Annotated in this window: 30 protein-coding genes and 1 tRNA gene; 17 read left to right on the forward strand and 14 right to left on the reverse strand. The window is 56.3% G+C overall.

The window, feature by feature from the left end:
• Window positions 1-29: 29 nt before the first annotated feature.
• Both HBN79_RS08095 and HBN79_RS08100 read right to left on the reverse strand, forming a co-directional pair.
• Window positions 30-350, reverse strand: a complete 321-nt coding sequence (locus HBN79_RS08095; protein WP_095002046.1) for a hypothetical protein — start codon at window positions 348-350, stop codon at window positions 30-32.
• A gap of 146 nt (window positions 351-496) precedes the next feature.
• On the reverse strand, window positions 497-1,087 hold the full coding sequence (locus tag HBN79_RS08100; RefSeq protein ID WP_095002045.1) for a cysteine hydrolase family protein: 591 nt from the start codon (window positions 1,085-1,087) through the stop codon (window positions 497-499).
• A gap of 272 nt (window positions 1,088-1,359) precedes the next feature.
• Between HBN79_RS08100 and prmB the strand changes: the two genes are divergently transcribed.
• Window positions 1,360-2,268, forward strand: coding sequence for a 50S ribosomal protein L3 N(5)-glutamine methyltransferase (gene prmB, locus HBN79_RS08105; protein ID WP_095021341.1), 909 nt, complete (start codon window positions 1,360-1,362; stop codon window positions 2,266-2,268).
• 167 nt (window positions 2,269-2,435) lie between these two features.
• Window positions 2,436-4,316 carry a glycoside hydrolase family 3 protein gene (locus tag HBN79_RS08110; protein ID WP_095032290.1) on the forward strand — a complete coding sequence of 627 codons (1,881 nt, stop codon included), beginning with the start codon at window positions 2,436-2,438 and terminating at the stop codon, window positions 4,314-4,316.
• Between the two features lie 33 nt (window positions 4,317-4,349).
• Here the strand turns inward: HBN79_RS08110 and HBN79_RS08115 are convergent, their stop codons facing one another.
• Together HBN79_RS08115 and HBN79_RS08120 are read right to left on the reverse strand one after the other, a co-directional pair.
• Window positions 4,350-5,141, reverse strand: a complete 792-nt coding sequence (locus HBN79_RS08115) for a hypothetical protein (protein WP_095021343.1) — start codon at window positions 5,139-5,141, stop codon at window positions 4,350-4,352.
• A 53-nt stretch (window positions 5,142-5,194) separates the two neighbouring features.
• Window positions 5,195-6,199, reverse strand: a complete 1,005-nt coding sequence (locus tag HBN79_RS08120; RefSeq protein ID WP_095002042.1) for an alpha/beta fold hydrolase — start codon at window positions 6,197-6,199, stop codon at window positions 5,195-5,197.
• 192 nt (window positions 6,200-6,391) lie between these two features.
• Between HBN79_RS08120 and aroC the strand changes: the two genes are divergently transcribed.
• The 5 genes from aroC to mtnC all read left to right on the forward strand — a co-directional run bounded on the left by aroC (window position 6,392) and on the right by mtnC (window position 10,622).
• The gene (gene aroC, locus HBN79_RS08125) at window positions 6,392-7,483 is read left to right on the forward strand and encodes a chorismate synthase (protein WP_095019567.1); all 1,092 of its coding nucleotides are present in this window, start codon (window positions 6,392-6,394) and stop codon (window positions 7,481-7,483) included.
• Between the two features lie 34 nt (window positions 7,484-7,517).
• Entirely contained in the window at window positions 7,518-8,666 is a 1,149-nt protein-coding gene (locus HBN79_RS08130; RefSeq protein ID WP_095039358.1) for an MFS transporter, read from the forward strand.
• Window positions 8,663-9,283 (forward strand): methylthioribulose 1-phosphate dehydratase, encoded by a 621-nt coding sequence (locus tag HBN79_RS08135; RefSeq protein ID WP_095027152.1) that lies wholly within the window; start codon window positions 8,663-8,665, stop codon window positions 9,281-9,283. Before HBN79_RS08130 ends, HBN79_RS08135 begins: the two co-directional genes overlap by 4 nt.
• A gap of 100 nt (window positions 9,284-9,383) precedes the next feature.
• Entirely contained in the window at window positions 9,384-9,929 is a 546-nt protein-coding gene (locus HBN79_RS08140) for an acireductone dioxygenase (protein WP_095002038.1), read from the forward strand.
• 9 nt (window positions 9,930-9,938) lie between these two features.
• Window positions 9,939-10,622 (forward strand): acireductone synthase, encoded by a 684-nt coding sequence (mtnC, locus tag HBN79_RS08145; protein WP_169916533.1) that lies wholly within the window; start codon window positions 9,939-9,941, stop codon window positions 10,620-10,622.
• An 83-nt stretch (window positions 10,623-10,705) separates the two neighbouring features.
• Here the strand turns inward: mtnC and HBN79_RS08150 are convergent, their stop codons facing one another.
• Window positions 10,706-10,984, reverse strand: a complete 279-nt coding sequence (locus HBN79_RS08150) for a DUF3509 domain-containing protein (protein WP_169916534.1) — start codon at window positions 10,982-10,984, stop codon at window positions 10,706-10,708.
• 292 nt (window positions 10,985-11,276) lie between these two features.
• Here HBN79_RS08150 and HBN79_RS08155 point away from each other — a divergent pair, with 292 nt between their 5' ends.
• The 5 genes from HBN79_RS08155 to HBN79_RS08175 all read left to right on the forward strand — a co-directional run bounded on the left by HBN79_RS08155 (window position 11,277) and on the right by HBN79_RS08175 (window position 16,196).
• Window positions 11,277-11,810, forward strand: a complete 534-nt coding sequence (locus HBN79_RS08155) for an ankyrin repeat domain-containing protein (protein WP_095002035.1) — start codon at window positions 11,277-11,279, stop codon at window positions 11,808-11,810.
• 68 nt (window positions 11,811-11,878) lie between these two features.
• Window positions 11,879-12,409 (forward strand): hypothetical protein, encoded by a 531-nt coding sequence (locus HBN79_RS08160; protein WP_095019565.1) that lies wholly within the window; start codon window positions 11,879-11,881, stop codon window positions 12,407-12,409.
• A gap of 84 nt (window positions 12,410-12,493) precedes the next feature.
• The gene (locus HBN79_RS08165; RefSeq protein WP_016781476.1) at window positions 12,494-12,685 is read left to right on the forward strand and encodes a PLD nuclease N-terminal domain-containing protein; all 192 of its coding nucleotides are present in this window, start codon (window positions 12,494-12,496) and stop codon (window positions 12,683-12,685) included.
• 203 nt (window positions 12,686-12,888) lie between these two features.
• A complete protein-coding gene (gene speE / locus HBN79_RS08170) occupies window positions 12,889-13,764 on the forward strand; it encodes a polyamine aminopropyltransferase (protein ID WP_095002033.1) in 876 nt (291 codons plus the stop codon).
• A 353-nt stretch (window positions 13,765-14,117) separates the two neighbouring features.
• Window positions 14,118-16,196, forward strand: a complete 2,079-nt coding sequence (locus HBN79_RS08175; RefSeq protein WP_095019563.1) for an LTA synthase family protein — start codon at window positions 14,118-14,120, stop codon at window positions 16,194-16,196.
• A gap of 48 nt (window positions 16,197-16,244) precedes the next feature.
• On the opposite strand, the gene HBN79_RS08180 is transcribed toward HBN79_RS08175, so the two are convergent.
• On the reverse strand, window positions 16,245-16,403 hold the full coding sequence (locus tag HBN79_RS08180) for a DUF3309 family protein (RefSeq protein WP_095002031.1): 159 nt from the start codon (window positions 16,401-16,403) through the stop codon (window positions 16,245-16,247).
• A gap of 201 nt (window positions 16,404-16,604) precedes the next feature.
• Here HBN79_RS08180 and HBN79_RS08185 point away from each other — a divergent pair, with 201 nt between their 5' ends.
• Together HBN79_RS08185 and csrA are read left to right on the forward strand one after the other, a co-directional pair.
• Window positions 16,605-16,937 (forward strand): YnfA family protein, encoded by a 333-nt coding sequence (locus HBN79_RS08185; protein ID WP_095002030.1) that lies wholly within the window; start codon window positions 16,605-16,607, stop codon window positions 16,935-16,937.
• A 135-nt stretch (window positions 16,938-17,072) separates the two neighbouring features.
• Window positions 17,073-17,276 (forward strand): carbon storage regulator CsrA, encoded by a 204-nt coding sequence (csrA, locus tag HBN79_RS08190; RefSeq protein ID WP_095019562.1) that lies wholly within the window; start codon window positions 17,073-17,075, stop codon window positions 17,274-17,276.
• Here the strand turns inward: csrA and HBN79_RS08195 are convergent.
• The 7 genes from HBN79_RS08195 to HBN79_RS08225 form a co-directional block, all read right to left on the reverse strand.
• Window positions 17,273-17,500 (reverse strand): YheU family protein, encoded by a 228-nt coding sequence (locus HBN79_RS08195; RefSeq protein ID WP_095002028.1) that lies wholly within the window; start codon window positions 17,498-17,500, stop codon window positions 17,273-17,275. The genes csrA and HBN79_RS08195 overlap by 4 nt on opposite strands.
• 45 nt (window positions 17,501-17,545) lie before the next feature.
• Window positions 17,546-18,547, reverse strand: coding sequence for a glycosyl transferase family protein (locus HBN79_RS08200; RefSeq protein ID WP_169916535.1), 1,002 nt, complete (start codon window positions 18,545-18,547; stop codon window positions 17,546-17,548).
• Complete coding sequence (locus tag HBN79_RS08205) at window positions 18,544-18,879, reverse strand: TusE/DsrC/DsvC family sulfur relay protein (RefSeq protein ID WP_095002026.1); 336 nt, start codon at window positions 18,877-18,879, stop codon at window positions 18,544-18,546. The genes HBN79_RS08200 and HBN79_RS08205 overlap by 4 nt, the downstream gene beginning before the upstream one ends.
• Window positions 18,876-19,163, reverse strand: a complete 288-nt coding sequence (gene tusB / locus HBN79_RS08210; RefSeq protein WP_095002025.1) for a sulfurtransferase complex subunit TusB — start codon at window positions 19,161-19,163, stop codon at window positions 18,876-18,878. Before tusB ends, HBN79_RS08205 begins: the two co-directional genes overlap by 4 nt.
• The gene (tusC, locus tag HBN79_RS08215) at window positions 19,163-19,525 is read right to left on the reverse strand and encodes a sulfurtransferase complex subunit TusC (RefSeq protein WP_095002024.1); all 363 of its coding nucleotides are present in this window, start codon (window positions 19,523-19,525) and stop codon (window positions 19,163-19,165) included. The genes tusB and tusC overlap by 1 nt, the downstream gene beginning before the upstream one ends.
• Window position 19,526: 1 nt before the next feature.
• Window positions 19,527-19,919, reverse strand: coding sequence for a sulfurtransferase complex subunit TusD (gene tusD / locus HBN79_RS08220; RefSeq protein ID WP_095019560.1), 393 nt, complete (start codon window positions 19,917-19,919; stop codon window positions 19,527-19,529).
• A 110-nt stretch (window positions 19,920-20,029) separates the two neighbouring features.
• Window positions 20,030-20,701: a Bax inhibitor-1/YccA family protein gene (locus HBN79_RS08225; RefSeq protein ID WP_095002022.1), complete on the reverse strand. Its 672-nt coding sequence runs from the start codon at window positions 20,699-20,701 to the stop codon at window positions 20,030-20,032.
• A gap of 124 nt (window positions 20,702-20,825) precedes the next feature.
• On the opposite strand from HBN79_RS08225, the gene HBN79_RS08230 reads away from it, so the two are divergent.
• From HBN79_RS08230 to HBN79_RS08240, 3 genes are all read left to right on the forward strand, one after another.
• A tRNA-Ser gene (locus HBN79_RS08230) sits at window positions 20,826-20,913 on the forward strand.
• A 491-nt stretch (window positions 20,914-21,404) separates the two neighbouring features.
• Window positions 21,405-22,406, forward strand: coding sequence for a polymorphic toxin type 44 domain-containing protein (locus HBN79_RS23945; RefSeq protein WP_262372319.1), 1,002 nt, complete (start codon window positions 21,405-21,407; stop codon window positions 22,404-22,406).
• A 187-nt stretch (window positions 22,407-22,593) separates the two neighbouring features.
• Window positions 22,594-22,812 carry a hypothetical protein gene (locus HBN79_RS08240; RefSeq protein WP_095032571.1) on the forward strand — a complete coding sequence of 73 codons (219 nt, stop codon included), beginning with the start codon at window positions 22,594-22,596 and terminating at the stop codon, window positions 22,810-22,812.
• A gap of 198 nt (window positions 22,813-23,010) precedes the next feature.
• On the opposite strand, the gene HBN79_RS08245 is transcribed toward HBN79_RS08240, so the two are convergent.
• Window positions 23,011-23,529 carry a cysteine hydrolase family protein gene (locus tag HBN79_RS08245; RefSeq protein ID WP_138738227.1) on the reverse strand — a complete coding sequence of 173 codons (519 nt, stop codon included), beginning with the start codon at window positions 23,527-23,529 and terminating at the stop codon, window positions 23,011-23,013.
• Window positions 23,530-23,633: the final 104 nt, after the last annotated feature.

A 23,633-nucleotide genomic window follows, 5' to 3' on the forward strand; every position in this document is an offset into this window, starting at 1 on the left:
GTCGACGACAATCGGGCGGCGGATATGCGTCAGTCGTGTTTTTTCATCAGGTGCGGGGCCATGTTCAGGCCAAATGGCTTGCGCATCAGGCGCCGGCGTCGACGCCACATCCATACCCCTAGCCAGCACACCAACAGGCCGGACACCAACACCAGTGTTGCACCTGCGGGGCTGGCATTGAGCTCGCCCAGTGCCGTTGGATGGCCAATCAGGCTGGCGGCACCCGCCAACAGCAACAGCATGCCAAGCAGTGCCAGCAGCGCTGCAAACATCAGTACCAGGCGCGAGCGCCAGTCGCGATGAGCCTTGGGGCGCAAACGCCGAGCATCAAAACCATCGGAGATCTTCATTCCGATCTTTCCTTAAAGGGTATCGGCCCTTCGACAGGGACTTCGTCAGGTTGTTCCTGAGTGTAGTGAAATAGGAAAGCGCCCGCAGGCTGGAGCTGGTCCGGGATGGGCGGTTGCAGGGGCCGCCCGTCAACGTCCGGTTCAGATCAAATCAGGTTTTGGGTCAACGTCAGGGTGGCAAAGTTGTCGTTCATGATGGCCATTTCGGCTTTTTGCACTTGCTCGGCGCTGATAATGCCGTCCGCGGTCGGCAGGTCGCGGGTGGCGCAGGCGTCTTCCACCAGGGTGCAGCGCAAGCCGTAGTCCTTGGCCGCACGCACGGTAGTGCTGACGCTGGAGTGGCTCATGAAGCCGCAGACGATCACATCCAGCGAGCCGAGGTTTTCCAGGGCCTTTTGCAGCCCGGTGTCGTTGAATGCGTTGGGCATGCGCTTCTCGATAATCTGCTCATCACCCTGTGGTTCCAGGCCCTTGATGAAGGCGCCACGCTCGCCCTGAGGGTCGAACATACCGCCAACGGTGCCCAGGTGACGGATATGGATGACCGGGCGCTTTGCCTTGCGGGCAGCTTCAAGCAGACGGGCAATGTTGGCGGTGGCCGCGTCCATGCCGGAAAGGGCCAATGGCCCGCTCAAGTACTCATTTTGCGCATCGATGATCAGCAGGCTGGCGTTGCTCAGATTGGCTGCGGCATAGCCACGTCCTGTGAGTTGAAACATCGTCTTTAAAGCGGGCATTCGGGGGCTCCTTAGAATGGGGCTTTTGCGACATTCTCCACTGGCGGAGCGTTTATGTGAATGACTAGTCGTGCAGGCCTTGTGGTTGCTGGCCTGTAGCGATGTCAAGCAAATATGTTGTAGCCATAAAATGTACAAAATGGAGCGATTTCAGTTTTTTATTGTACACGGTCTTACTTTTTGAAACGCCGTCACGTGTAGTCGTCCGGCCACCTTTGGCGCGTCGGAGTTTGGCTGTTAGAATCGCCAATCGATTTTGAGGAGTAAGACCATTGATCACTTCCCGCCTGCGCACTCTGCGCGACCATATTCGCTGGGCCGTTAGCCACTTTCATGGGGAAGAGTTGTTCTTTGGTCATGGTACCGACAATGCCTGGGACGAAGCCCGTCAATTGGTGTTGGGTGCGCTGAACCTGCCGTGGGAAATTGCCGATAGTTATCTCGACTGCCGCCTTGAAGACGATGAGCTGGTGAACCTGCAGCATCTGCTCAAGCGCCGTATCGAAGAACGCGTGCCCACGGCCTATCTGTTGGGTGAGGCCTGGTTCTGCGGCATGTCGTTTATCGTTGATGAGCGCGTGCTGATCCCGCGTTCGCCGATTGGCGAGTTGATCGAAAAACGTTTTGAGCCGTGGCTGGCTGCCGAGCCCGCGCGCATTCTTGACCTGTGTACCGGTTCGGGCTGTATCGGCATTGCCTGTGCCTATGAGTTCCAGAGCGCTGAAGTGGTGCTGGCCGACCTGTCCTTCGAGGCCCTTGAAGTGGCCAACCAGAACATCGAGCGCCACGGTGTCGACGCACGGGTTTACACCGTGCAGGGCGACGGCTTTGATGGCTTGCCGGGGCAGCGTTTCGACCTGATTGTGTCCAACCCGCCGTATGTGGATGCCGAAGATTTCGCCGACATGCCGGCCGAGTATCAGCACGAGCCGGAATTGGGGCTGGCCTGCGGTGACGACGGCCTGAACCTGGTACGCCGGATGCTGGCCGAAGCGGCGGATCATCTGACCGAAAAAGGCTTGCTGATCGTTGAGGTAGGCAACAGCCAGATACACGTTGAGTCGCTGTACCCGGAAGTCGACTTCGCCTGGCTTGATTTTGAGCGCGGGGGGCACGGTGTATTCATGTTGACCGCCGAACAGTGCCGTGCCCATCAGGGGCTGTTTGCTTCTCGAATCTGATCAGGCAAGAGCATTACAAACGCTGCAATACCTCTTCGCTTTTTGTTCGTCCGCAACTCGATACATTCGACAACGGCTGGGCATCAAGCGAAGCGGTTTTGGCACGCATCTCCCTGAAGTGGCTGCCTGCTTGATGCCCGTATTGGTTTGTATACGAGGATCAAAGCATGACACAAGCGTCCCGGTTTCCTTTGGCTCCCAGCGACACTGATCTCGACACGCGCGCCCGATGCCTCCTTGAGGGCTTGACCCTGCGCGAAAAAATCGGGCAGAAGTTGCTCGTGGCCTTTCGTTATTGGTGTCCTGACGACCAGCCAGCGTGCACCCTGAGTACCACCCGGTTCAATTCCGCCATGGGCGATGCCCTGCGTAACAACGCCATTGGCGGGGTGATTTTGTTTGGTAACAATTTGAGTTCGCTTGAGCAGGGCAGAACCCTTCTGGATGATCTGCGCGCTGTGCCCCCGGTCGCGGGTGAACTCGGCCTGTTGCTGGGGGTGGACGAGGAGGGGGGGTCAGTGTTTCGCCTGCCGCGCAGGGCGGCCACGGTTTTCCCGGGCAACATGGCATTGGCTGCGGCCTGGCACGGCGGTGGTGACGAGCGGATGGCTTATGACCAGGGTGTGGTGTTGGCCGCCGAGATTGCGGCTCTGGGGTTTAACTTGAATTTTGCCCCGGTGGTGGACGTCAACAGCAACCCGTTCAACCCCGTCATCAATGTGCGCGCTTTTGGTGATGATGTACGCACGGTCAGCCTGTTGGCCCGACGCATGATGCAAGGTATGGCTGCACAGGGCGTGATCGCGGCGTACAAGCATTTCCCGGGGCATGGGGATACGGAAACGGACTCGCATATCGGGCTGCCGGTGGTGAACAAGTCTCGTGAAGATGCCTGGGCAATTGATCTGGCGCCCTATCGTTTGGCCATTGAAGCGGGTGAAGCGCCAGAAATGGTCATGACCGCCCATATTCAATATCCTGCGCTCGATAGCACCCTGGTTCAGACGCGCACCGGTGAACCGATTATTGCACCTGCGACCATGTCGCGGAAAATTCAGCACAATATTCTACGGGGTGAGCTTGGCTTTCAGGGCGTGAGCATCACGGATGCGATGGATATGAAGGCCATTGCCGGTTTTTTCGGTCAGGCCGACGCCGTGATAAAGGCTTTTCAGGCGGATGTGGATATCGCCCTGATGCCCATTGAATTTCGTACCGCTCGCCAGGCCGGGCTCCTGTCCGGGTTGGTTGATCAGGTGGTAGCGGCTGTCGAGGCGGGCGATATTGATCGACAGGAACTGGATCAGTCGGTATTGCGGATTGTGCGAATGAAGTTGCGCAACGGGATTACCGCCGAGCAGGGCGCCAGGCCTCGACCTGAGTTGAATATAATTGGCAGCCCGGCACATCGTGCGCTCGAGCAACGTATTACCGCGCAATCCATTACATTGATTCGTAATCAGTGCGCCGCGTTGCCTCTGAAGAACCAGTGCGCGCGGATCTTGATCCTGACCCCGAGGAATGAGCAGGCCGAAGCCTTGCGCCGCAGGTTCGAGGAGGCCGGCTATCCTGCGCTCCTGTTGACAGGCAAGGCGCTGAGAGGCGTTGGCTGGGTTGAGATAAAGCGGGCGATCAACGCCGCAGAAACGGTGATTCTAGGTACCTCTTCAATCGGTGTCAGTGCTGTCGTGCGAAATGCGCATGCCGATCAGTTGTTGTCAGGAGCAACCGTGCAGAGCAGTTTGCAATGGCTGCGCTGTGCCATGGAATACGCCACGTCCCGCGGCAAGCTGGCTATTCATCTGACGATGAACTCGCCCTACGATGTGGTGGAATTTGACGATATCGCCGGCGCCACATTGGCGACCTACTCGTCCAGGGGGTATGACCGAGGTCTGCTGGGGCCAGCCTTGCCGGCTGCTGTGGATGTCATGCTGGGGCGGAGCGTCCCCGTGGGGCGTTTGCCGGTTGATATTTTTGCCCTGGCCGATGGCAGCCAGCCGGGGGCGTTGCGCTACCCCAGGGGAACAGGTCTTGGCTATCCGTAACCCATAGTGACCCTGTGCAGCGGGTGGGTACCATCAGCGGTGCGTCGCAATCCAGATCAACAACCCTGCCTGGAACACCGAAAAGGCTACCAGGCAGGTGATGGTAAAGCGCAGGCCCATTTCTTCGCGCTGGTACCTGCCGAGTTTTTCTTCTTTTTCCCGCAGTTTTACCTCTTGTTCCTGCAAGTTCTGTTCGGCTTGCTGGAGCATTTGCGCAGTCTCAAGAATGTCGAGGAACTGAAGCTTTTCGCCATTCCAGCTGTCCAGCAACTCGCCCACTTGCACGTCTTCGATCCGTGCCTTGAGAAACTGGGCGTCGGCATACACCACATCAAAGCCCTGCACCCGCAAAACATGATCGCGGCGCAGGCGGCTGTCTTCATTCAGGGCGTCCCGGCTGGCCAGGTCGGTGCCGTCAACGCGGTAGTGCGACCATTTTTTCTGCGCCCACAACGCGGCCTGAGCCAGCAGAAAACGGCCGATCCCGCGGTTCGCCGGTTCAACTTGCAAACCGCGCTCAGGGCTGAAACGCACGCGGTGGGTGCTATGGTCGACCCATAGGTCAAGCTGGTTCTGTTCGCTGCGCACGCGCTGGCCCGGCAGGGTGATGGTCATGCGCAGCAGGCTGAGGTCTTTGCTGTGGCGTGTGGCGTGGCCAAACTGCACAAAGCGTAACGGCCGTGCCCCGGTGTTGCGGTCAGTGGGCAGGGGGGCGAGGCGCAGCATGCGCAAATGCTCGGGCTGCACATCGGCCCAAGGCAGCGGCGGGGCCTCGGGCACTTCCGGTGCCTCGGGCCCGGCGGGTTGTGTTGGGGTGTCGCTCATAACGGCTCGATCCTGTGCTGGATGTCAGCCAAGCAAAGACGGCCGACACCGGTTTATCGGCCGTTATGCGCAGTACTGTAGGGCTGGCCCGCATTGACTTTCGTGATAAAGCGCACAGTTCGATCGCCCAGTTCGCCTGCCAAACGCTGATTGGGGTCGTTATAGGACTGCACCTGGCGCTTCATGTCCATTGGCACGATGCGCATCACGTGGTTCATGCCATTGATCAGTGTCAGTACGGCATCGGGCTTGGCGGCCTTGAGCAGGCGGGCATCCTTGACCTCTACCTGAATGTCGTGGGTGCCCTGAATGATCATGGCCGGCATTTTCAGTGCGGCGAAAGCGGCTGCCGGGTCATGGCGCAGCAGGCTGATCATGTACGGCTGCACGCTGGGGCGGAAGATCACTTGCAGATCCTTGGGCACCTTGTCGTCGGTCTTGCCGGCTTCCAGGCTGCTGATCAGCTCAAAACTGCGCTTGAGCAGGGCAGGCGGCAGGTGATTGCGTTGCAGTTGCTCGCGCAACAGCACGCCCACCGGGCGCCCTGTACCGGCAATCGAAACCACGCCGGCAGCACCGATTTGTGGGGCTGCCAGGCTGGCGATCATTGCGCCTTCACTGTGCCCGAGCACAAACACCTTGCCAAAGCGCGGGTCGCTTTTGAGTTTCTCGCCCCAGGCCACGGCGTCGGACACATACTGATCGAAGTTGAGCTTTTGCTCGTCAGGCCCGGCAGGCTGGCTCTGGGCGATGCCGCGCTTGTCGAAGCGGACGCTGGCAATATTGCTCTGGGCCAGGCGCCAGGCCAGTTTTTTCAGGGCGTCATTGCGCCCGCCGATAGGGTTGTTGCCGTCGCGGTCAGTCGGGCCGGAACCGGCAATAATCAGCACCACGGGTACGGGCTTGTCGCTCTTGGGCAAAACCAGCGAGCCATACAACGTGCCGGAGCCGGTATCGAGCTCAATGGGCCGCAGCAAGACATTGGAGGGCGGGGCCGCCAGGGCCTGGGTGCCAAAGCCAAACAGGGTCAGTGCTAATAAAAGTATTCGCAGCATCATAGCGCCATCATTGTCTAGTGTGCCGGTTGGACAAACCCGGATGAGTAAGGTTCGAGGATGAACTACAGAGGTAGCCTGCGTATACTGGCGCTTTTGGTTATCTGGGATCTGTTCAACATCTGTTGTGTTGCAACAAGACTTGAACTGATCCCGGGCTGAACTTTATCGGCTGATTTTCGCGGAGCGCCCTGCATGTCCGGCAATACCTACGGCAAGCTGTTCACTGTCACCACCGCTGGCGAAAGCCATGGTCCGGCGTTGGTCGCCATTGTTGATGGCTGCCCGCCAGGGCTGGAGCTGTCCCTTGAAGATTTGCAACGTGACCTGGATCGACGCAAGCCCGGCACCAGCCGCCACACCACCCAGCGTCAGGAGGCCGACGAAGTTGAAATCCTCTCCGGGGTGTTTGAAGGCCGCACCACCGGCTGCGCCATTGGCCTGCTGATCCGTAACACTGACCAGAAGTCCAAGGATTACTCGGCGATCAAGGATCTGTTCCGCCCGGCCCACGCTGATTACACCTATCACCACAAGTACGGCGAGCGCGATTACCGCGGCGGCGGGCGCAGTTCGGCGCGTGAAACGGCCATGCGTGTGGCCGCCGGTGCCATCGCGAAAAAGTACCTGGCCACCCAAGGCATCGTGATTCGCGGTTATATGAGCCAGCTGGGCCCGATTGAAATCCCGTTCAAGACCTGGGACTCGGTTGAACAAAACGCCTTTTTCAGCCCTGACCCGGACAAAGTGCCGGAGCTTGAGGCCTACATGGATCAACTGCGCCGTGACCAGGACTCGGTTGGCGCCAAAATCACCGTGGTCGCCGAAGGCGTGATCCCGGGGTTGGGCGAGCCGATTTTCGACCGTCTGGATGCCGAGTTGGCCCATGCGCTGATGAGCATTAATGCCGTAAAAGGTATTGAAATCGGCGCCGGTTTTGCCAGTGTTGCCCAGCGCGGCACCGAGCATCGCGACGAGATGACCCCTGAAGGTTTCCTGAGCAACAACGCCGGCGGCATCCTGGGTGGTATTTCGTCTGGCCAGCCGATCGTTGCCCACCTGGCGCTCAAGCCAACCTCGAGCATCACCACCCCGGGCCGCTCGATCGACGTGCATGGCAATCCGGTGGACGTGATTACCAAGGGTCGTCATGACCCGTGCGTGGGTATCCGTGCCACGCCGATTGCCGAAGCCATGATGGCCATTGTGCTGATGGATCACCTGTTGCGTCATCGCGGCCAGAACGCCGACGTACGCGTCAGCACGCCCGTACTGGGCCAGTTGTAATGCAAGGATTGTTGAGCGTCACGGTCTGACGGCCGTGGCGACACTTCCTTACTGGCGTCTGTCAGGCTTCTATCTTTTCTATTTCGCCTTGCTGGGTGCCACAGCGCCGTTTCTGGCGCTGTACTTCAATCACCTGGGGTTTTCCAGTGCGCGCATTGGCGAACTGGTGGCCATCCCGATGCTGATGCGCTGCGTTGCGCCCAACCTGTGGGGCTGGCTGGGGGACTACAGCGGTCAGCGTCTGCTGATCGTGCGTCTGGGTGCGCTCTGCACCTTGTGCAGTTTTGCCCTGATCTTTGTCAGCCAGAGCTATGCCTGGCTGGCGCTGGTGATGGCGCTGCATGCGTTCTTCTGGCATGCGGTGTTGCCGCAGTTTGAAGTCATTACCTTTGCCCACTTGCGTGAGCAGCCTGAACGTTACAGTCAGATTCGTTTGTGGGGCTCGATCGGTTTTATCCTTGCCGTGGTGATCCTGGGTCGCCTGTTCGAATGGCTGAGCCTGGATATCTACCCGGTGGCGCTGCTCGTGATCATGGCTGGCATTGTGCTGTGCAGCCTGTGGGTGCCCAATGCGCAGCCCTCCAGCCTGGGCCGCAAGCAGGTGGAAGGCGGGTTCTTGAAGCAACTGTTCAGCCCGGGCGTGCTGGCGTTCTATGCCTGTGTGGCGCTGATGCAAATGAGCCACGGCCCGTACTACACATTTCTGACTCTGCATCTGGAACACCTCGGCTATAGCCGTGGTGTGATCGGCTTGCTCTGGGCCCTGGGAGTGGTGGCCGAAGTGCTGATGTTTTTGGCCATGCGCCGTATCCTGCTGAAATTTTCCGTGCGCCGGGTGCTGATGTTCAGTTTTATCCTCGCTGCCTTGCGCTGGCTGTTGCTGGGGTCTTTTGCCGAGCACCTGTGGGTGTTGCTGTTGGCGCAGCTGCTGCACGCCGCCACCTTTGGCAGTTTTCATGCCTCGGCCATGACCTTTGTGCAACGCAGTTTCGGTCCCGGCCAGCAAGGCCAGGGCCAGGCCCTATACGCCACGCTGGCCGGTATCGGTGGCGCCGTGGGGGCGCTGTACTCCGGTTACAGCTGGAACACCCTGGGCCCCGCTTTCACCTTTAGTATGGCGAGCGTCGCAGCGCTGGCTGCAGCCGTTATCATTGCCACCCGACTGCAAGAGGACAGGCCATGAGCCTTACCCGTGAACACCTGAGCCTGGAAATCATTGAAGCCGGGCGCTTTTTATATGCGCGTGGCTGGTCACCGGCTACCAGCAGCAACTATTCCACCCGGCTGTCGGCCAGCCAGGCGCTGCTGACGGTGTCGGGCAAGCACAAGGGCCAGCTGGGACCTGATGATGTGCTTGCCACTGACCTGGCAGGCAACAGCCTGGAACCAGGCAAGAAACCCTCCGCTGAAACCCTGCTGCATACCCAGTTGTACAGCTGGCGCCCCGAAATTGGCGCGGTGCTGCACACCCATTCGGTCAATGCCACGGTGCTGTCGCGCCTGACGCCGGGCGACAGCATTGAATTTGAAGACTATGAACTGCAAAAAGCTTTCAGTGGCGTCTCGACCCATGAGTCCAGGGTGCTGGTGCCGATTTTTGACAATGATCAAGACATCGCGCGGCTGGCGGCCAAGGTTCAGCCATGGCTTGAAGCCCACCCGGACTGTGTGGGCTATCTGATTCGCGGGCATGGCCTTTACACGTGGGGCGCGCGCATGAGCGACGCCTTGCGCCAGATCGAAGCCTTCGAGTTTTTGTTTGAATGCGAACTGAAAGCTCGCGCAATACTCAATCGTTAACGCTGACTTCACCGTGAAGAAGCTCACACCCTGATTTGAACGGTCTGCCTGAACGGCCTGTAAAAGCCGAATGCGCGCCGAAGCCGAGGAACCACGCCCCATGAGCAGTTTGTCCGTTTATCACGTATCGAGCCCGGAACTCCCCAACAAGGTGCTCACCCATTTTGATGATATCGCTTCAACACTGGCCGAGCAGGGCGTGCGCTTTGACCGCTGGCAGGCCGCCACGCAGATCCAGCCGGGGGCCAGTCAGGATGAAGTGATCAACGCCTATCGCGTGCAGATTGACCGGCTGATGAGCGAGGGTGGTTATGTCACCGTGGACGTGATCAGTCTCAACAGCGATCACCCGCAAAAAGCCGAATTGCGCGCCAAATTCCTCGACGAGCACCGCCATGGCGAAGATGAAGTGCGTTTTTTCGTCGCCGGTCGTGGGTTGTTTACGCTACATATTGGCGACTATGTGTATGCGGTGTTGTGCGAAAAGAATGATCTAATTTCTGTACCCGCAGGCACGCCGCACTGGTTCGACATGGGTGAGCATCCGCATTTTGTCGCCATCCGCCTGTTCAACAACCCGGAAGGCTGGGTTGCCAACTTTACCGGCGAAGACATCGCTGAACGCTTCCCGCGCCTCGAAGACTAAGGATCTCCCATGCCGATCAAAGCCATCCTGACCGATATCGAAGGCACCACCAGCGCTGTCAGCTTCGTATTTGACGTGTTGTTTCCGTATGCGGCCAAACATCTGCCCGGGTTTGTGCGCGAGCATGCCGAAGACCCTGAAGTGGCCATGCAGCTGGGCGCAGTACGCCTGGATAGCGGCGAGCCTGAGGCCGATGTCGAACGGGTCATCGAGATCCTCCAGCAATGGCTGGCCGAAGACCGCAAGGCCACACCACTCAAGGCCTTGCAAGGGATGATCTGGAAGCAGGGATACGCCGCGGGTGAGCTTAAGGGCCATGTTTACCCGGACGCGGTCGAAGCGCTGCGCGAGTGGCATGCCAAAGGGTATGACCTGTATGTCTACTCGTCAGGCTCGATACAGGCGCAAAAGCTGATTTTTGGCTGTTCCAAGGCGGGTGACCTGACGCCACTGTTCAGTGGCTACTTTGACACCACCTCCGGGCCCAAGCGTGAGGCGCAATCCTATCGCCACATTACCGAGGCCATAGGCTGCCCGGCCGGGAAGATCCTGTTTTTGTCGGATATCGTTGAAGAACTCGATGCTGCACAGGCGGCCGGCATGCTGACCTGCGGCCTGGCCCGTGAGGGGGGGGAACTGGCGGGACATAAAACCGTGAGCAGTTTTGCCGAGATTGATCCTGCCGCAGTTTGAATAACACTGCTGTGGGAGTGAGCCTGCTCGCTCCCACAGTCATGCCGTTCTCTATCGCGGACTGCTTTGCACTACCCTTGGATTCAGCGGGTGTGATAGGTCGGCAGGGCAAAACGATGCTGGCTTTGCAGCAGCGAAATGGTCGGCAATTCACTGGCAGTGCCTGCCAGGTCACGACGAATCGCGCTGATGGCCCAGGTCAGTTCCTCGGCGGTATGCAGTTGCGTGTAAGAAAGTGTGCGCTGGGTCTGTTTGCCTTCCTTGTCACACAATGTCAGCAGCACGCCGCCATCCGGGCGGGGTTTTACGGTGACAGTGTGGTTGGAGAACAACGATGCGAATTTTTCCTGGATCAGGCTCATATGTTCAGCTCCATTAGCGCTTGAATGCTTGTATGGAGTAGAGATTGCAGTGATTGTGCCACTATTCTTTTTTTAAAAAATCCATATAAATCAACAGCTTATAATTTATGCAAAAATCATTTGTCGTGCATTTTGCATGAGTGGCCATCGTGCATCCTGCATTTTGCCCAGTCGGTATCAGGCTCAGACAGCTGATTGATTGTTCCTATGGGTGCATTGAGCAAAAAAGGGGTGACACCGTGTCTGCGTCTCAGGAAACTAGGTTTTTTTTGTAGCCAGGGTGGAACCTTACATGTCAGAGAACAAGCCAGCAGACCAGAGCCGCCAGATGACCCCGGAAGAGGCCGCCGACTTTGCCGAGCAGGTGTTCAACAAGGCACGGGATGGTGATGCTGCAATGCTGGCAGCCTTGCTGAGCAAGGGCTTGCCTGCCAATTTGCGCAACCACAAGGGCGATACCCTGTTGATGCTGGCCAGCTATCACGGCCACGTTGAAGCGGTGAAGGTGCTGCTTGAGCACAATGCCGACCCCGAGATCCGCAATGACAATGGCCAGAGCCCGATTGCAGGTGCTGCCTTCAAGGGCGACCTGGAAATGGTCAAGACCCTGGTTGAAGGTGGCGCACAAGTTGAAGGCGCATCATTTGATGGCCGTACAGCGCTGATGATGGCCGCCATGTTCAATCGTGGGGAAATCATCGATTACCTGATCAGCAAGGGCGCCGATCCAAAAGCCAAGGACGCCAATGGCATCACCGCCCTGGATGCCGCCAGGACCATGGGCGCAGCCGAAACCGTGGCGCAACTTGAGAAGCTGTTGGGCTGATCGCCCCTTGAAGGGCGCAATTGATATATCCTGCGCGCCCTTAATTTTCCTTGTGACAGGCCTCGCCCATGAAAACCACTCTCGTTGAACTCATCAGCAAAATCAGCTCTGGGTGCATGGGCGACGACGAAATCGCCTCCATCGCGGACGAGGCGGCTCAAGCCTACGCCGATCAGGCAGCATTTCTGCTTGCCAACCCGGACATCAACTACGACGACAGCTTCCCGATCCCGCTGGGTGAATGGGTTGTGGTGGGCAGCTTGCCGGAAACGGTGTTGTTCCAGGCCGATACCTGGATGGACCTGTTTGCCCAGATCGTCGCCTCTTTCGGTCCTGATGTAGCGTTCAATATCAAGCCAAAGCAATTGGCCAAGACCGAAGCGCTGACCGCGCTCAACCGCATCCAGATCCAGATGGGCAGCATGAGCCCGGAGCAGGGCGGTTATGTGCTGGTCAACCTGAGCCAGCCGCTGGACGACGAAATCCAGGTGGTGCTGGTTTACGGCAATGACGTGCCGCGCGTGCTGGAACTGTGTGCCGAAGTCGGCATCGCCGCTGCGCCATCGCTGGAAGCCCTCAAGGTTGCCGTCCACGTCTGAAACCCTGGCTGCTGCAATAAAAAACGGAACCCTGGCCGCGGGTGACTATCCTATGAGCACAAGTACTCACTCGGGAGCGTCATCATGGGTTCAACGTTTAATGGTCTGATCGGTCTGATTATTCTGGCCCTGGATATCTGGGCCATCATCAACGTAATCAAAAGCGGCGCCGGGACGGGCGCGAAAGTGCTTTGGGTGCTGCTGATTCTGTTCCTGCCGGTACTGGGGCTGGTGATTTGGGCCATCGCCGGGCCGCGGGGCAATGTGCGTATTTGAGCTGCTTGCCAGCGGGCAGCGACGGTAAATCGTGGTTGCCCGCTTAGATTGTCGGCGTCAAGGTTCGACCTGTCATGTTCCTCGACGTAGAATGCGCGCCTTTCTTGGGCAGTTGGACCCGTGTCGCGATAGCGGTATGAGGTTCGGCTGTCGATCATGGGCGGGTGACCGTCCGTTGCCGCCAGCATTCAAGGGGACTACCCATGGCCGAATCGCTTGACAACCACTATCTCGAAACCCTTTACGAAGGCTATGGCCAACGCTTTCGCATGGACAAGCTGCTCCATGAAGTGCGAACCGATCACCAGCATCTGGTGATCTTCGAAAACCCGGTCATGGGCCGCGTAATGGCTCTGGACGGCGTGATCCAGACCACCGAAGCGGACGAATTCATCTACCACGAAATGCTTACCCATGTGCCGATCCTGGCCCACGGTGCGGTCAAGCGCGTGCTGATCATTGGCGGTGGTGATGGCGGCATGTTGCGCGAAGTCTCCAAGCACATTGGCATTGAGCACATCACCATGGTCGAGATCGACGGCACCGTGGTGGACATGTGCAAAGAGTTCCTGCCCAACCACTCCAAGGGTGCGTACGACGATCCACGCCTGAATCTGGTGATCGACGACGGCATGCGTTTTGTCGCCACTACCGAAGAAAAATTCGACGTGATCATCTCGGATTCCACCGACCCGATCGGGCCGGGCGAAGTGCTGTTCTCCGAGAACTTCTACCAGGCTTGCCATCGCTGCCTGAATGAAGGGGGTGTACTGGTCACCCAGAACGGCACGCCATTTATGCAGTTGCAGGAAGTGCAGACCACCGCCGGGCGCATGCGCAGCCTGTTTGCTGACTGGCATTTCTACCAGGCTGCCGTGCCTACCTATATCGGCGGCTCCATGACCTTCGCCTGGGGTTCGACTGATGCGAGCTATCGCAAGTTGCCGCTTGAGACCCTGCGTCAACGTTTTGCCGGTAGCGGTATCGTGACCCGCTACTACAATCCGGAAGTTCATATCGGTGCTTTCGCCTTGCCGCAATATGTTTTGCAGGCTATCAACAAGCCAAGCAACGACTGAGGCTGTGCAGTAGCAAGGCAGGGCGTCAGTTGTAGAACTGTGGGAGCGGGCTTACCCGCGATGCAGGCGACGCGGTTTAAAGTTGGACCGCGTTGCTCCAATCGCTAACAAGCCCGCTCCCACAGGGAATGAGCGCCCTTTCTTATGTTTCAAGATGTGCTCTGCACGAAATTTTCACGGTACCTTTAAGACAATTCGCACGCAAAATTTTGCCTGTCTACTCGTAAACGCCTCAGTTCAGGCGTTTCTGGTGGGTCTCGGGTCAAAATCTGTGTAATTAAAGAGCGATGCACCCGTGGCAAGCCACCGGTGATAAAGCCACTTCAACTTGAACCAATGGGTCCTAAAACGACATGGCAAACCCGGACGCCCCAAGCCAACAGCACGCGGCCACGCGTGTGTTGCAACCGACCGTCAAATCGCATCTGGCGTTTACGCTGCTCTGTGCCTTGATCATGATGGTGATGTTCACCCTGTTGCGGGTGGCATTGCTGGTTTACAACCGGGAAATGATCCTCGACACCCCGGCATCGACGTTCCTTGAAGCCTTCGGCAACGGTCTGCGCTTTGACGCCCGGATTGTCGTGTACTTCAGTATTCCGCTGCTGCTGGCGGTGCTCAGTGTCAAGGCCATGGCCATGCGCGGTGTGCTGCGTTTCTGGCTGACTGCAGCATCCAGCCTGGCGCTGTTTTTGGGCCTGATGGAGATGGACTTCTACCGTGAGTTCCATCAGCGTCTTAACGGTCTGGTTTTCCAGTATGTGAAGGAAGACCCGAAAACCGTGATGAGCATGCTTTGGTATGGCTTCCCGGTGGTGCGTTACCTGCTGTCCTGGGCTGTCGGCACTGTCATTTTGTACTTTGCCTTCCGCGGCGCCGACCGCGTGACCCGTTCCAGCGCTACCCGCGCGGCTGCTGGCACTTCGCGTGCGGTGGCGCCCTGGTACGGCCGTGCAGCGGTATTTGTCGTGCTGCTGCTGGTGTGTGTGGTCCTGGCCCGTGGCACATTGCGTCAGGGTCCTCCGCTGCGTTGGGGTGATGCCTACACAACCGACTCCAACTTCGCCAATCAGTTGGGGCTCAACGGCTCTCTGTCATTGATTGCCGCTGCGAAAAGCCGCTTCGGTGACGATCGCACCAATATCTGGAAGGCTACCCTTGAGCAGCCCGTAGCGACGCAGACCGTGCGCGACATGCTGCTGACTGAAAATGACAAGCTGGTTGATCCTGATACCGCTCCTGTGCGTCGCGATACCACGCCGCCTGCGGAAAAAACCCTGCCTATCAAGAACGTCGTCGTAATCCTGATGGAAAGCTTCGCCGGTCACTCGGTGGGTGCGCTGGGTCGTCCGGGCAATATCACCCCGTACTTCGATGAGCTGTCCAAGCAAGGCTTGCTGTTCGAGCGCTTCTTCTCCAATGGCACCCATACCCACCAAGGCATGTTTGCCACCATGGCGTGCTTCCCGAACCTGCCGGGTTTTGAATACCTGATGCAGACCCCGGAAGGCAGCCACAAGCTGTCCGGCTTGCCGGAACTGCTCAGCGCCCGCAAGTTCGATGACGTGTATGTCTACAATGGCGACTTTGCCTGGGACAACCAGTCTGGTTTCTTCAGTAACCAGGGCATGACCACTTTTGTAGGTCGTAACGATTTCGTTGACCCGGTGTTCTCTGATCCTACCTGGGGTGTGTCCGACCAGGACATGTTCAACCGCGGCCTGGAAGAGCTGAAAAAGCGTGAAGGCAAAGAACCTTTCTATGCGCTGCTGCAAACCCTGTCCAACCACACGCCGTATGCCTTGCCTACGCCATTGCCGGTCGAGCCGGTAACCGATCGCGGTTCGCTCAACGAGCATTTGACGGCGATGCGTTATTCCGACTGGGCGCTGGGGCAGTTCTTCGAAAAAGCGCGCAAAGAACCCTACTTCAAGGAAACCCTGTTTGTGATCGTGGGCGACCACGGTTTCGGTAACGAGCAGCAGATTTCCGAGATGGACCTGGGGCGTTTCAACGTGCCGTTGCTGCTGATCGGCCCTGGTATCCAGGAGAAGTTTGGTACACGCACTGATATCGTGGGCACTCAGGTCGACATCGTGCCAACCATCATGGGGCGTCTGGGTGGTGAGTTCCGTCAGCAATGCTGGGGCCGTGACCTGCTGACTCTGCCTGAGGGTGACAAGGGCAGTGGTGTGATCAAGCCGTCTGGCAGTGACCAGACCGTGGCGATCATCAGTGACGACCACTTGCTGGTGCAGCCTAAAGACATGCCGGCCAAGGTTTGGCAGTACAAATTGGGTGCCAACCCTGAAGCGACAGTGGTCACTGACTCGCCTGAAGCGACCGAGCTGAAGAAAAAGCTCGAATCCTTCCTGCAGACCGCGACCAAGAGCCTGCTGGACAACACCGCAGGTGTGGCTGATCCGAAATAATCAGCCAGTTAAATAAAAAAGAGGCCTCAGGGCCTCTTTTTTATTGGGTCAAATCTTGCCGAGCAACAGTAATATCAACAGTACAACCAGTACGGTACCGATAATCCCTGAGGGGCCATAGCCCCAGCTTTTGGAGTGCGGAAACACAGGTAATCCGCCGATTAACAGCAAAATCAGGACGATAAGAAGAATTGTGGTCATGAGCATTTCCTTTTTGTGGTGTTCCGCCAACGTTCAGTTTTACGGGGCGCCGCTTCAGGAACAAGGATGGGCAGTGCTTATAAAATCCGACTCTCCTGCTCGATGAATAATTCAACTTTTTTCATGCCGTACTCAAAAACAGTTCTGCCTTGATCGGTGGCAGGTGCGCAGGTAGGGTGGCGCGCTGCCCACCTGGAAACACTGCACATGCTCAATTACGTTTGGTTTTTTTTGGCTGCCCTGTTTGAAATTGCAGGCTGCTACGGGTTCTGGATGTGGCTTCGTCAGGGCAAAAGTGCCTGGTGGGCTTTGCCCGCCATTCTGAGCCTGGTGCTGTTTGCCCTGCTGCTGACCAAGGTTGAGGCAGCCTATGCCGGGCGGGCCTATGCGGCCTATGGCGGGATTTACATCGTGACATCCATTGCCTGGCTGGCAGTGGTGGAACGTATCCGGCCACTGGGCTCAGATTGGCTCGGGGTAGGACTGTGCGTGATTGGCGCGACCATCATCTTGCTGGGACCGCGTTTTACCCCCTCGTAAAGGGAAAATTCCGTAGGGAGTACGTAGGAATAAGCCTTGTATGCAGTAGGTTGTAACTGAATTAACTTGTAAGTATTGAAGCCGGTTTTTATGCCGTGCAGTCTTTGTGGCTCCCCACCCTTGAGGATGAGAGCCATGCAGATACTGAGTCGAACCGTCGGAGAGCATTTTTCAATCGGGGAAGATATAACGCTGTTTGTCATCGCCGTTAACGGCAACAACGTGCGCCTGGGGATTGAAGCTCCCAGGCATATCAGCGTGCATCGCTCGGAAATTTATGAGCGGATAAAAAACCAGCCCGTCGGGCAGCAGGCAACCGGATCTTCGGCCAAGGTTTAATCAAAAAATTCCTTCGGTACCGCGTGCCTGGGCATCAGTTGGCATTGCTGGCTTTCCAGATCGAAGAAAATTACTGCCTGGCCTTTGCTCAATGCATGTCGAACCCGCAGTACACGGGTTTCCTGGGGAGTGTCATCGCCGTTGTCCGTGCCGTCGCGACTCACAAAGTCCTCGATCAGGCGGGTGAGGGTGTCGGGTTCAAGCTGGTCGTAGGGGATAAGCATCTTGGGCTCTCGTAAGCAAGCGTGTTGAGGTGGTTGGCCTTGGGCTTAAATCGCCTTGTTGCGGTTGTCCCAGTAATGCTGAGCCAGTTCAAAAGCTTGCGCCCGGGGTGTGCCCAGACCGCGCAATGCCAGGGCCATGGTCGACAGCAAGGCCAGTTGCGGGTAGCTGTCCTGGACTTCTCCACGCCACAATGCCTTGAGGTGTTCAGGGTCTAGTGACGCTGGTTTGACATGGCGCTGTGAAGACAGTGCTGGCCATTCTTCATCCCAGTCAACACCAGCTGTAGTGCCGTAAAGATGGCTTGCGCTATCGGGGTTGATTTCGACTTCGCCGCCATCACCCTTGACCACAATACTGGTGTCACCCAGCAAACCGCTGGCTTCGCGATGCACGCTTTGATAGCCCGGATGGAAGATGCTTTGCAGGCCGCAGCGCGCACCCAGCGGGTTGAGTATGCGAGCCAATGAATGAATCGGCGAGCGCAGCCCGAGGGTGTTGCGCAGATCGATCATGCGTTGCAATTGTGGCGCCCAGTCCTGCAGCGGCATAAAGGCCGGATTCCCCGCATCCAGGGCCTCGTTGACACTTTGCCAGTTGCGACACAGTGGAATGGCCAGCGCGTCGAGAAGCTGCTCGCTGTACATTCGGCCCGCGGTATGGGCGCCGCCGCCATGCATGAAAATGCGTACACCGTGCTGTGCCAGGCACTTGGCTGCCAGCAAGTACCAGGGCAGGTGGCGTTTTTTACCGGCGTAAGTCGGCCAGTCAATGTCGACCTTGATCGTGGGAGGTGTCAGTCGCTCCCTGACGGCCTCGGTAAAACCGGCCATTTCCTCTGCGCTTTCTTCTTTATGCCGCAGCAACATGAGGAAGGCGCCCAGTTGCGTGTCTTCTGCCTTGTCGTCAAGCAGCATGCCCATGGCTTCGCGGGCTTCTTCCCGAGTCAGGTTGCGGGCACCCCGTTTGCCTTTGCCCAGGATGCGTACAAATTGCGCAAAAGGGTGTTCGGCGGGAGTTTCAAGTGTCAGCGCAGCGGGAGTGTTCATAGGCAATTGGTCGGTTTGGGCAGGCCCGCCAGCTTGGCGGCGAGTTTGGCAGGGGTGCCGTTAAACAGTCGGTTGAGATGCAGGCTATTGCCCTTTTCTGGACCCAATTTGAGTGCCGTGTACTTGATCAGAGGGCGAGTGGCAGGCGATAGCTCGAACTCCTGATAAAAGCTGCGCAACAACTCGAGGATTTCCCAGTGTTCGGCGCTCAACTCAATACCTGCCTGCGCCGCCAGTGCCTGAGCAACATCAGCGGACCAGTCGTTGAGATCGAGCAGATAACCGTCCTTGTCCAGCTCGATATTTTTACCGTTGAGGGTGAGCGTATTCATAGCCAGCTGTTGACCTTGTCGTAACGAATCGACAGCTCGACGAAAGCCGGGTAATCAACGCAGGCCGCCCATGGCGGACATTCCAGGTTGCGTGCCTGCAAGTCCTCTTCAAGGATAAATACGGTTTTTCCAGTCAGGGCTGTGAGAGCAGTGCCTTGAAGCTGCAGGGCATACACCGCGTCGCCACAGAGCAAAAGGGCATCGTCGCTGCCTAACACGCGAAGACAGCTGCTCAGGCGTATGTCAGAAAATGGTGAGTGGCTCACAACATGTAGAGTCGACATCAGAGGGTGATCACTTGGTCATAACGGTCAATAAGAGCGCGGACAGCTTCAGTCGACAAGGGCTGCACATCAATTGCCGCAAGCCCCTCGGTTGAGATGCCGCGTTCGTCAAGGCTGTGGTTGCAGGCAAACAGATCGTCAACGCCGAACATGGACAGGGCCTGCAGATTGGCCGTTAGATTCTTCTGCTGGATGGCTGCGGCATTTTGAGTCGCCAGCAGCTGAAAAATACCGTCATCCATAAACAGCAGGGCAATCGGCAAATCAAATGCACCGCCTGCCAGCACGATATCCAGTGCTTCTTTGGCGCCGGGCCCCGACCACGGTGCCTGACGGCTGATAATCAATAGTGACTTGGGCATTTCAAGGTCCCCCGAAACAGATCAATCGATCGGCCGATTGAATGGCATCGTGCAATTGGCCTAGTCCGGACAACTCCCAGGGTGCATGAACATTGACCCCGGGGCGCTGATAGCGTGCGGACTCGTCTTCATTGAGTACACCGCGGCGCAAGGCAGCGGCAATACAGACCACACCATCGAGTTGGTGCTGGCTGACAAAAGTTGCCCATTGTTGCGCAAGGTCCTGCTCGTCTTGCGGCGTGACGATATTGCTCGAGGCAATATGAACACCGTCCTGATAGAAGAACAAACGGACAATTTCATGGCCGCCTGCCAGCGCTGCCTCGGCAAAGCGCAAGGCTCGACGGGAGGAGGGGGCATGGGCCGCTGAATAAAGGGCAATGGCGAATTTCATGGTGGGCTCTGTCGGCAAATCTGGGGCAATGATAAAGCCAGATGCCCAAAGATGCTTGTGGCAGACAACAAAAAGCCCGCCGAAGCGGGCTTTTATATAGCGGTTGTTGATCAGTCGTCGCGGCTCATGATGCCGAAAATTTGCAGCAGGCTGATAAACAGGTTGTAGATCGATACATACAGGCTGATGGTAGCCATGATGTAGTTGCGCTCGCCGCCATGAATGATTGCACTGGTCTGGAACAGAATGCAGACCGAAGAGAACAGTACAAAACCGGCGCTGATAGCCAGCTGCAGGCCGCTGATCTGGAAGAAGAAGCTCGCCAGCGTAGCGCCCAGCAGAACAAAGAAACCGGCAGTGATGAAACCGCCGAGGAAGCTCATGTCCTTGCGAGTGATCAATACATAGGCAGACAGGCCGCCAAATACCAGAGCCGTCATGGCAAAGGCAGAACTGACCACCTCGGCGCCGCCCTGCATGCCCAGGTAACGGTTGAGAATAGGGCCCAGCAAGAAGCCCATGAAACCGGTAAGGGCAAAGGCAGAAACCAGGCCCCACGCGGAGTCACGCAACTTGTTGGTCAGGAAAAACAGGCCGTAGAAGCCGATCAGTACAACGAAAATATTGGGGTAGCCGACCCGCAACTGTTGCGAGACATAAGCCATCACACCGCTGAAAGCCAGGGTGAGGGCCAGCAAACCGTACGTATTGCGCAGGACGCGGCTAACCTCTAGCTGCTCGGCCTGCACGCTGCTATTAACTGCGTAATCCTGTTCGCGCATGGCGATACTCCTGTGTTTAGAAATGTTAAGTAGCAAAGATCATAGCAGAGGCTCTGAAACAAGCGATCAAGAGAGTTTGACAACGTGTTTCATTCAGGTATTATGGCGCCCGAAACAACGTATAGGAGGTGTGGCCGAGTGGTTTAAGGCAACGGTCTTGAAAACCGTCGACTGTAACAGGTCCATGAGTTCGAATCCCATCGCCTCCGCCATATTGCTACACCGCAGAGCCCGCCTTTTGGCGGGCTTTGTCGTTTCTGGGGGGTGGGGAAGGGCGCTGCACCGAGCTCGTCGTTTTCGCATAGCTTCAGACCGTGTCCGCATCTGGGGCAATTTTAGAGCCCGATCCAGCGTTTTTAACGGCTGTGTTTTAGTCGGAGGGAAAGTGCTTTTTAGCTGTGCACTTTTCGCCGATTTAACAGGTAGCGTTCACAATTTTCACAACCCGTATGTAAACAGTCCCCGTTACCAGCATACCCGTGTACCTCACCTGCTTTCGTTTTGCCTACGAAAGCAAAGTATTCAATATACTTGAGAGCAGTTATTGCCATGAACTCATGAAGGCGCCATTTCGTATTATGCGTACAAAAAAACTCGTCACTAAAATTTCGGTCTGAACATATGTTGTGACTTTATAAATTTGTATGAGTAGGGAGTTCGATGAATAATATAAAGTCTGGATTGATTCATAAGGAGTATGAATATGCCATTAGAGCTTGGTCCGATATCTGTTGTGGGGAGAATAATAGACTTCTCCATTCCTGGCACATCGAGAGAGTCTATGATGCCAGATTATATGCATGATATACTCGGTCTATTGATAAGGGCGCTTGAGAATGTAACTCAATGGATTTTTGATAATGCATATAGATTTGATATGCAGCACAAAGATAATATTGCGGCCATAGATTTTGAGATTGACCAGGAAATCAAGGGTGCAGGCGGGCTAAATATGCCTATGGATGTATCCACGTCAAGCAAAATAATCACAAGAGAGAAAAATATCCTGGTAACACTATATATGGCTAAAGAGAATGAGGCTGATAGAAAGGTTAAGGCTTCTAAAGGTGCTGGGGACGGCAGTGATGTACAAGCTTCAAAAAGACCAAGTGCGGGGAGTTTTACTCAGGCCGGGAAGATGAGGGTCATAGTTAATACACCTAAACTTCTTGATTGGGCACAGAGGTATGAATTTGCCAGGTTGTCTGAGGTCTATTCAGAAACGGCCCGACGCTTGAAAGAAAAGCAGCAGAAATTGGCTCTCATAGAGGTGGCTAAAGCGACAAATCTGCGCGATGCGAAAGAGCAAGCCAGACATAAACAGTATCCTAGCGCTCCACCCGGCGTCTCTTTAGATGAGAACCTAGAATTTGCGAAAAGCCAAAAAGCATACTTTAGTATTAAGGGTAGAGGTTTTTTGCTCAGCTGGTTTTACACCCAAGTCAGAAACAAGGGCGAGTGGGATTACAAAAAAGGCCAGCCTCAGTATGAGAGCTTCGGCAATTTTAATTATGGTGCTGTTGGTACGGCAGCTGGGATTTCTGAAACGGTACTTTTAAGAGCAGCTGGTGCTGCACAGTCCTTAGCTGGGACTTCTCAGGCAGAATTCGATAAATGGTGGTCAGAGGCTCCTTACGGCGATGATCCTGTTGATCAAGTATGGATTAAAGCAGGAATAGATTATGCGAAGTCGAAGGGGTATTAAGTGGGTTGTTTGGAGTTTGTTTTTTGTTTGTCTTGGGCAAGCTTTGTACATATATATGTCTGCTCCAGGCAGACCTAATCCTGTCAAGATTACTTCAGTTACAAATGTTGGCCATGGCGGGGCCATCTATGAGGTCTTATATGATTCTGGTGGCGCTACGGTGCCAGTTGTCTATAGGTATTTCCTGATGAATCTTCAACCTGGCGATGAAGAAGCGCTTCAGGAAGCAAAGAAGACCGCCCCATTCCTTGTTACAAAAAGCTCTGCAGCTGTTCGCGAGGTTTTAGATGATCGGGTCAAACTAAAAGTTGATGGGGTTATTTATGGGTTTCACAATATTTCATTGTTTAAAGTTGATGGTGAGATCAATATCGTGAAATTCGATCTTGATTCAACTGCCCCATAGATTTTTAGTTGAAAAAAACACCGGCCTGGAAGAAAAATACTCCCACATAGCACGTGGCCTACAGGCCACGTGCTGTATTTCTCCATAGAGGTCTTGAAAGCAGCCGGCCTCGACAGGTATTAGCGCTCGATTTTTACCTCTGTGCCTCATTGTTTTAGCAACAGATCAGCCTGGATCAGCCTGATCTGTCGACCGAGACTAAAACCCCCAGTCCTCAGCGTTGATGACACGACAGAATGGCCCCGCCAGGGTTGCATTGTGATGAGCGATAATCTGCTGTGCCTTCAACGCAGGGGTGTCACTGCAGGTATGGCCATCGGCAATCAGTACTGCGTCGAACCCAAGGTCTCGTGCCGCGCGGCAGGTGCTGTCGACACAATATTGGGTTTTCATGCCCGTGATGACCACACCCTCAACACCAAGAGCCTGTAGCTGGTCGGCCAGGTTTGTCCTGGCAAAGGCGTTGGGGCGGTTTTTCTCGAAAATCACTTCGTTGCCCTGTAGCACCAGTTCCGGTATCAGTTGGGTCAACGGGCTTCCCGGTTCAATCGGTGAGCCGGTAGGGCCGACATGGCGGGCGAGAAAGACCGGGGCACCTGCGCTCCGGGCTTTATCCAGCAACGTGTTCAATGTGTCCAACAGGGCCTCGCCAGCCCATGGCTTGTCCGGGCCATGCACCAATCCTACCTGCATATCAAGAATCAACAGTGCATACATTGGGCTTTTCCTTGCGTTTTGGCCAGTGACACAAGGGCAAAAGAAAAGGCCCTTACCATCACTGGCGGGCCTTTGAAGTTCGTGCGTTATGGCCTCACGATACC

This window comes from Pseudomonas sp. WS 5051 (assembly GCF_012985715.1).
GTDB lineage: Bacteria > Pseudomonadota > Gammaproteobacteria > Pseudomonadales > Pseudomonadaceae > Aquipseudomonas > Aquipseudomonas bubulae.

Excerpts from the sequence above, each read along its gene's own strand:
- HBN79_RS08095 (WP_095002046.1), bottom strand. The coding sequence starts at position 350 with ATGAAGATCTCCGATGGTTTTGATGCTCGGCGTTTGCGCCCCAAGGCT.
- HBN79_RS08100 (WP_095002045.1), bottom strand. The coding sequence starts at position 1,087 with ATGCCCGCTTTAAAGACGATGTTTCAACTCACAGGACGTGGCTATGCC.
- HBN79_RS08110 (WP_095032290.1), top strand. The coding sequence starts at position 2,436 with ATGACACAAGCGTCCCGGTTTCCTTTGGCTCCCAGCGACACTGATCTC.
- HBN79_RS08115 (WP_095021343.1), bottom strand. The coding sequence starts at position 5,141 with ATGAGCGACACCCCAACACAACCCGCCGGGCCCGAGGCACCGGAAGTG.
- HBN79_RS08120 (WP_095002042.1), bottom strand. The coding sequence starts at position 6,199 with ATGATGCTGCGAATACTTTTATTAGCACTGACCCTGTTTGGCTTTGGC.
- aroC (WP_095019567.1), top strand. The coding sequence starts at position 6,392 with ATGTCCGGCAATACCTACGGCAAGCTGTTCACTGTCACCACCGCTGGC.
- HBN79_RS08135 (WP_095027152.1), top strand. The coding sequence starts at position 8,663 with ATGAGCCTTACCCGTGAACACCTGAGCCTGGAAATCATTGAAGCCGGG.
- HBN79_RS08140 (WP_095002038.1), top strand. The coding sequence starts at position 9,384 with ATGAGCAGTTTGTCCGTTTATCACGTATCGAGCCCGGAACTCCCCAAC.
- mtnC (WP_169916533.1), top strand. The coding sequence starts at position 9,939 with ATGCCGATCAAAGCCATCCTGACCGATATCGAAGGCACCACCAGCGCT.
- HBN79_RS08150 (WP_169916534.1), bottom strand. The coding sequence starts at position 10,984 with ATGAGCCTGATCCAGGAAAAATTCGCATCGTTGTTCTCCAACCACACT.
- HBN79_RS08155 (WP_095002035.1), top strand. The coding sequence starts at position 11,277 with ATGTCAGAGAACAAGCCAGCAGACCAGAGCCGCCAGATGACCCCGGAA.
- HBN79_RS08160 (WP_095019565.1), top strand. The coding sequence starts at position 11,879 with ATGAAAACCACTCTCGTTGAACTCATCAGCAAAATCAGCTCTGGGTGC.
- HBN79_RS08165 (WP_016781476.1), top strand. The coding sequence starts at position 12,494 with ATGGGTTCAACGTTTAATGGTCTGATCGGTCTGATTATTCTGGCCCTG.
- speE (WP_095002033.1), top strand. The coding sequence starts at position 12,889 with ATGGCCGAATCGCTTGACAACCACTATCTCGAAACCCTTTACGAAGGC.
- HBN79_RS08175 (WP_095019563.1), top strand. The coding sequence starts at position 14,118 with ATGGCAAACCCGGACGCCCCAAGCCAACAGCACGCGGCCACGCGTGTG.
- HBN79_RS08180 (WP_095002031.1), bottom strand. The coding sequence starts at position 16,403 with ATGCTCATGACCACAATTCTTCTTATCGTCCTGATTTTGCTGTTAATC.
- HBN79_RS08185 (WP_095002030.1), top strand. The coding sequence starts at position 16,605 with ATGCTCAATTACGTTTGGTTTTTTTTGGCTGCCCTGTTTGAAATTGCA.
- csrA (WP_095019562.1), top strand. The coding sequence starts at position 17,073 with ATGCAGATACTGAGTCGAACCGTCGGAGAGCATTTTTCAATCGGGGAA.
- HBN79_RS08195 (WP_095002028.1), bottom strand. The coding sequence starts at position 17,500 with ATGCTTATCCCCTACGACCAGCTTGAACCCGACACCCTCACCCGCCTG.
- HBN79_RS08200 (WP_169916535.1), bottom strand. The coding sequence starts at position 18,547 with ATGAACACTCCCGCTGCGCTGACACTTGAAACTCCCGCCGAACACCCT.
- HBN79_RS08205 (WP_095002026.1), bottom strand. The coding sequence starts at position 18,879 with ATGAATACGCTCACCCTCAACGGTAAAAATATCGAGCTGGACAAGGAC.
- tusB (WP_095002025.1), bottom strand. The coding sequence starts at position 19,163 with ATGTCGACTCTACATGTTGTGAGCCACTCACCATTTTCTGACATACGC.
- tusC (WP_095002024.1), bottom strand. The coding sequence starts at position 19,525 with ATGCCCAAGTCACTATTGATTATCAGCCGTCAGGCACCGTGGTCGGGG.
- tusD (WP_095019560.1), bottom strand. The coding sequence starts at position 19,919 with ATGAAATTCGCCATTGCCCTTTATTCAGCGGCCCATGCCCCCTCCTCC.
- HBN79_RS08225 (WP_095002022.1), bottom strand. The coding sequence starts at position 20,701 with ATGCGCGAACAGGATTACGCAGTTAATAGCAGCGTGCAGGCCGAGCAG.
- HBN79_RS23945 (WP_262372319.1), top strand. The coding sequence starts at position 21,405 with ATGCCATTAGAGCTTGGTCCGATATCTGTTGTGGGGAGAATAATAGAC.
- HBN79_RS08240 (WP_095032571.1), top strand. The coding sequence starts at position 22,594 with ATGAATCTTCAACCTGGCGATGAAGAAGCGCTTCAGGAAGCAAAGAAG.
- HBN79_RS08245 (WP_138738227.1), bottom strand. The coding sequence starts at position 23,529 with ATGTATGCACTGTTGATTCTTGATATGCAGGTAGGATTGGTGCATGGC.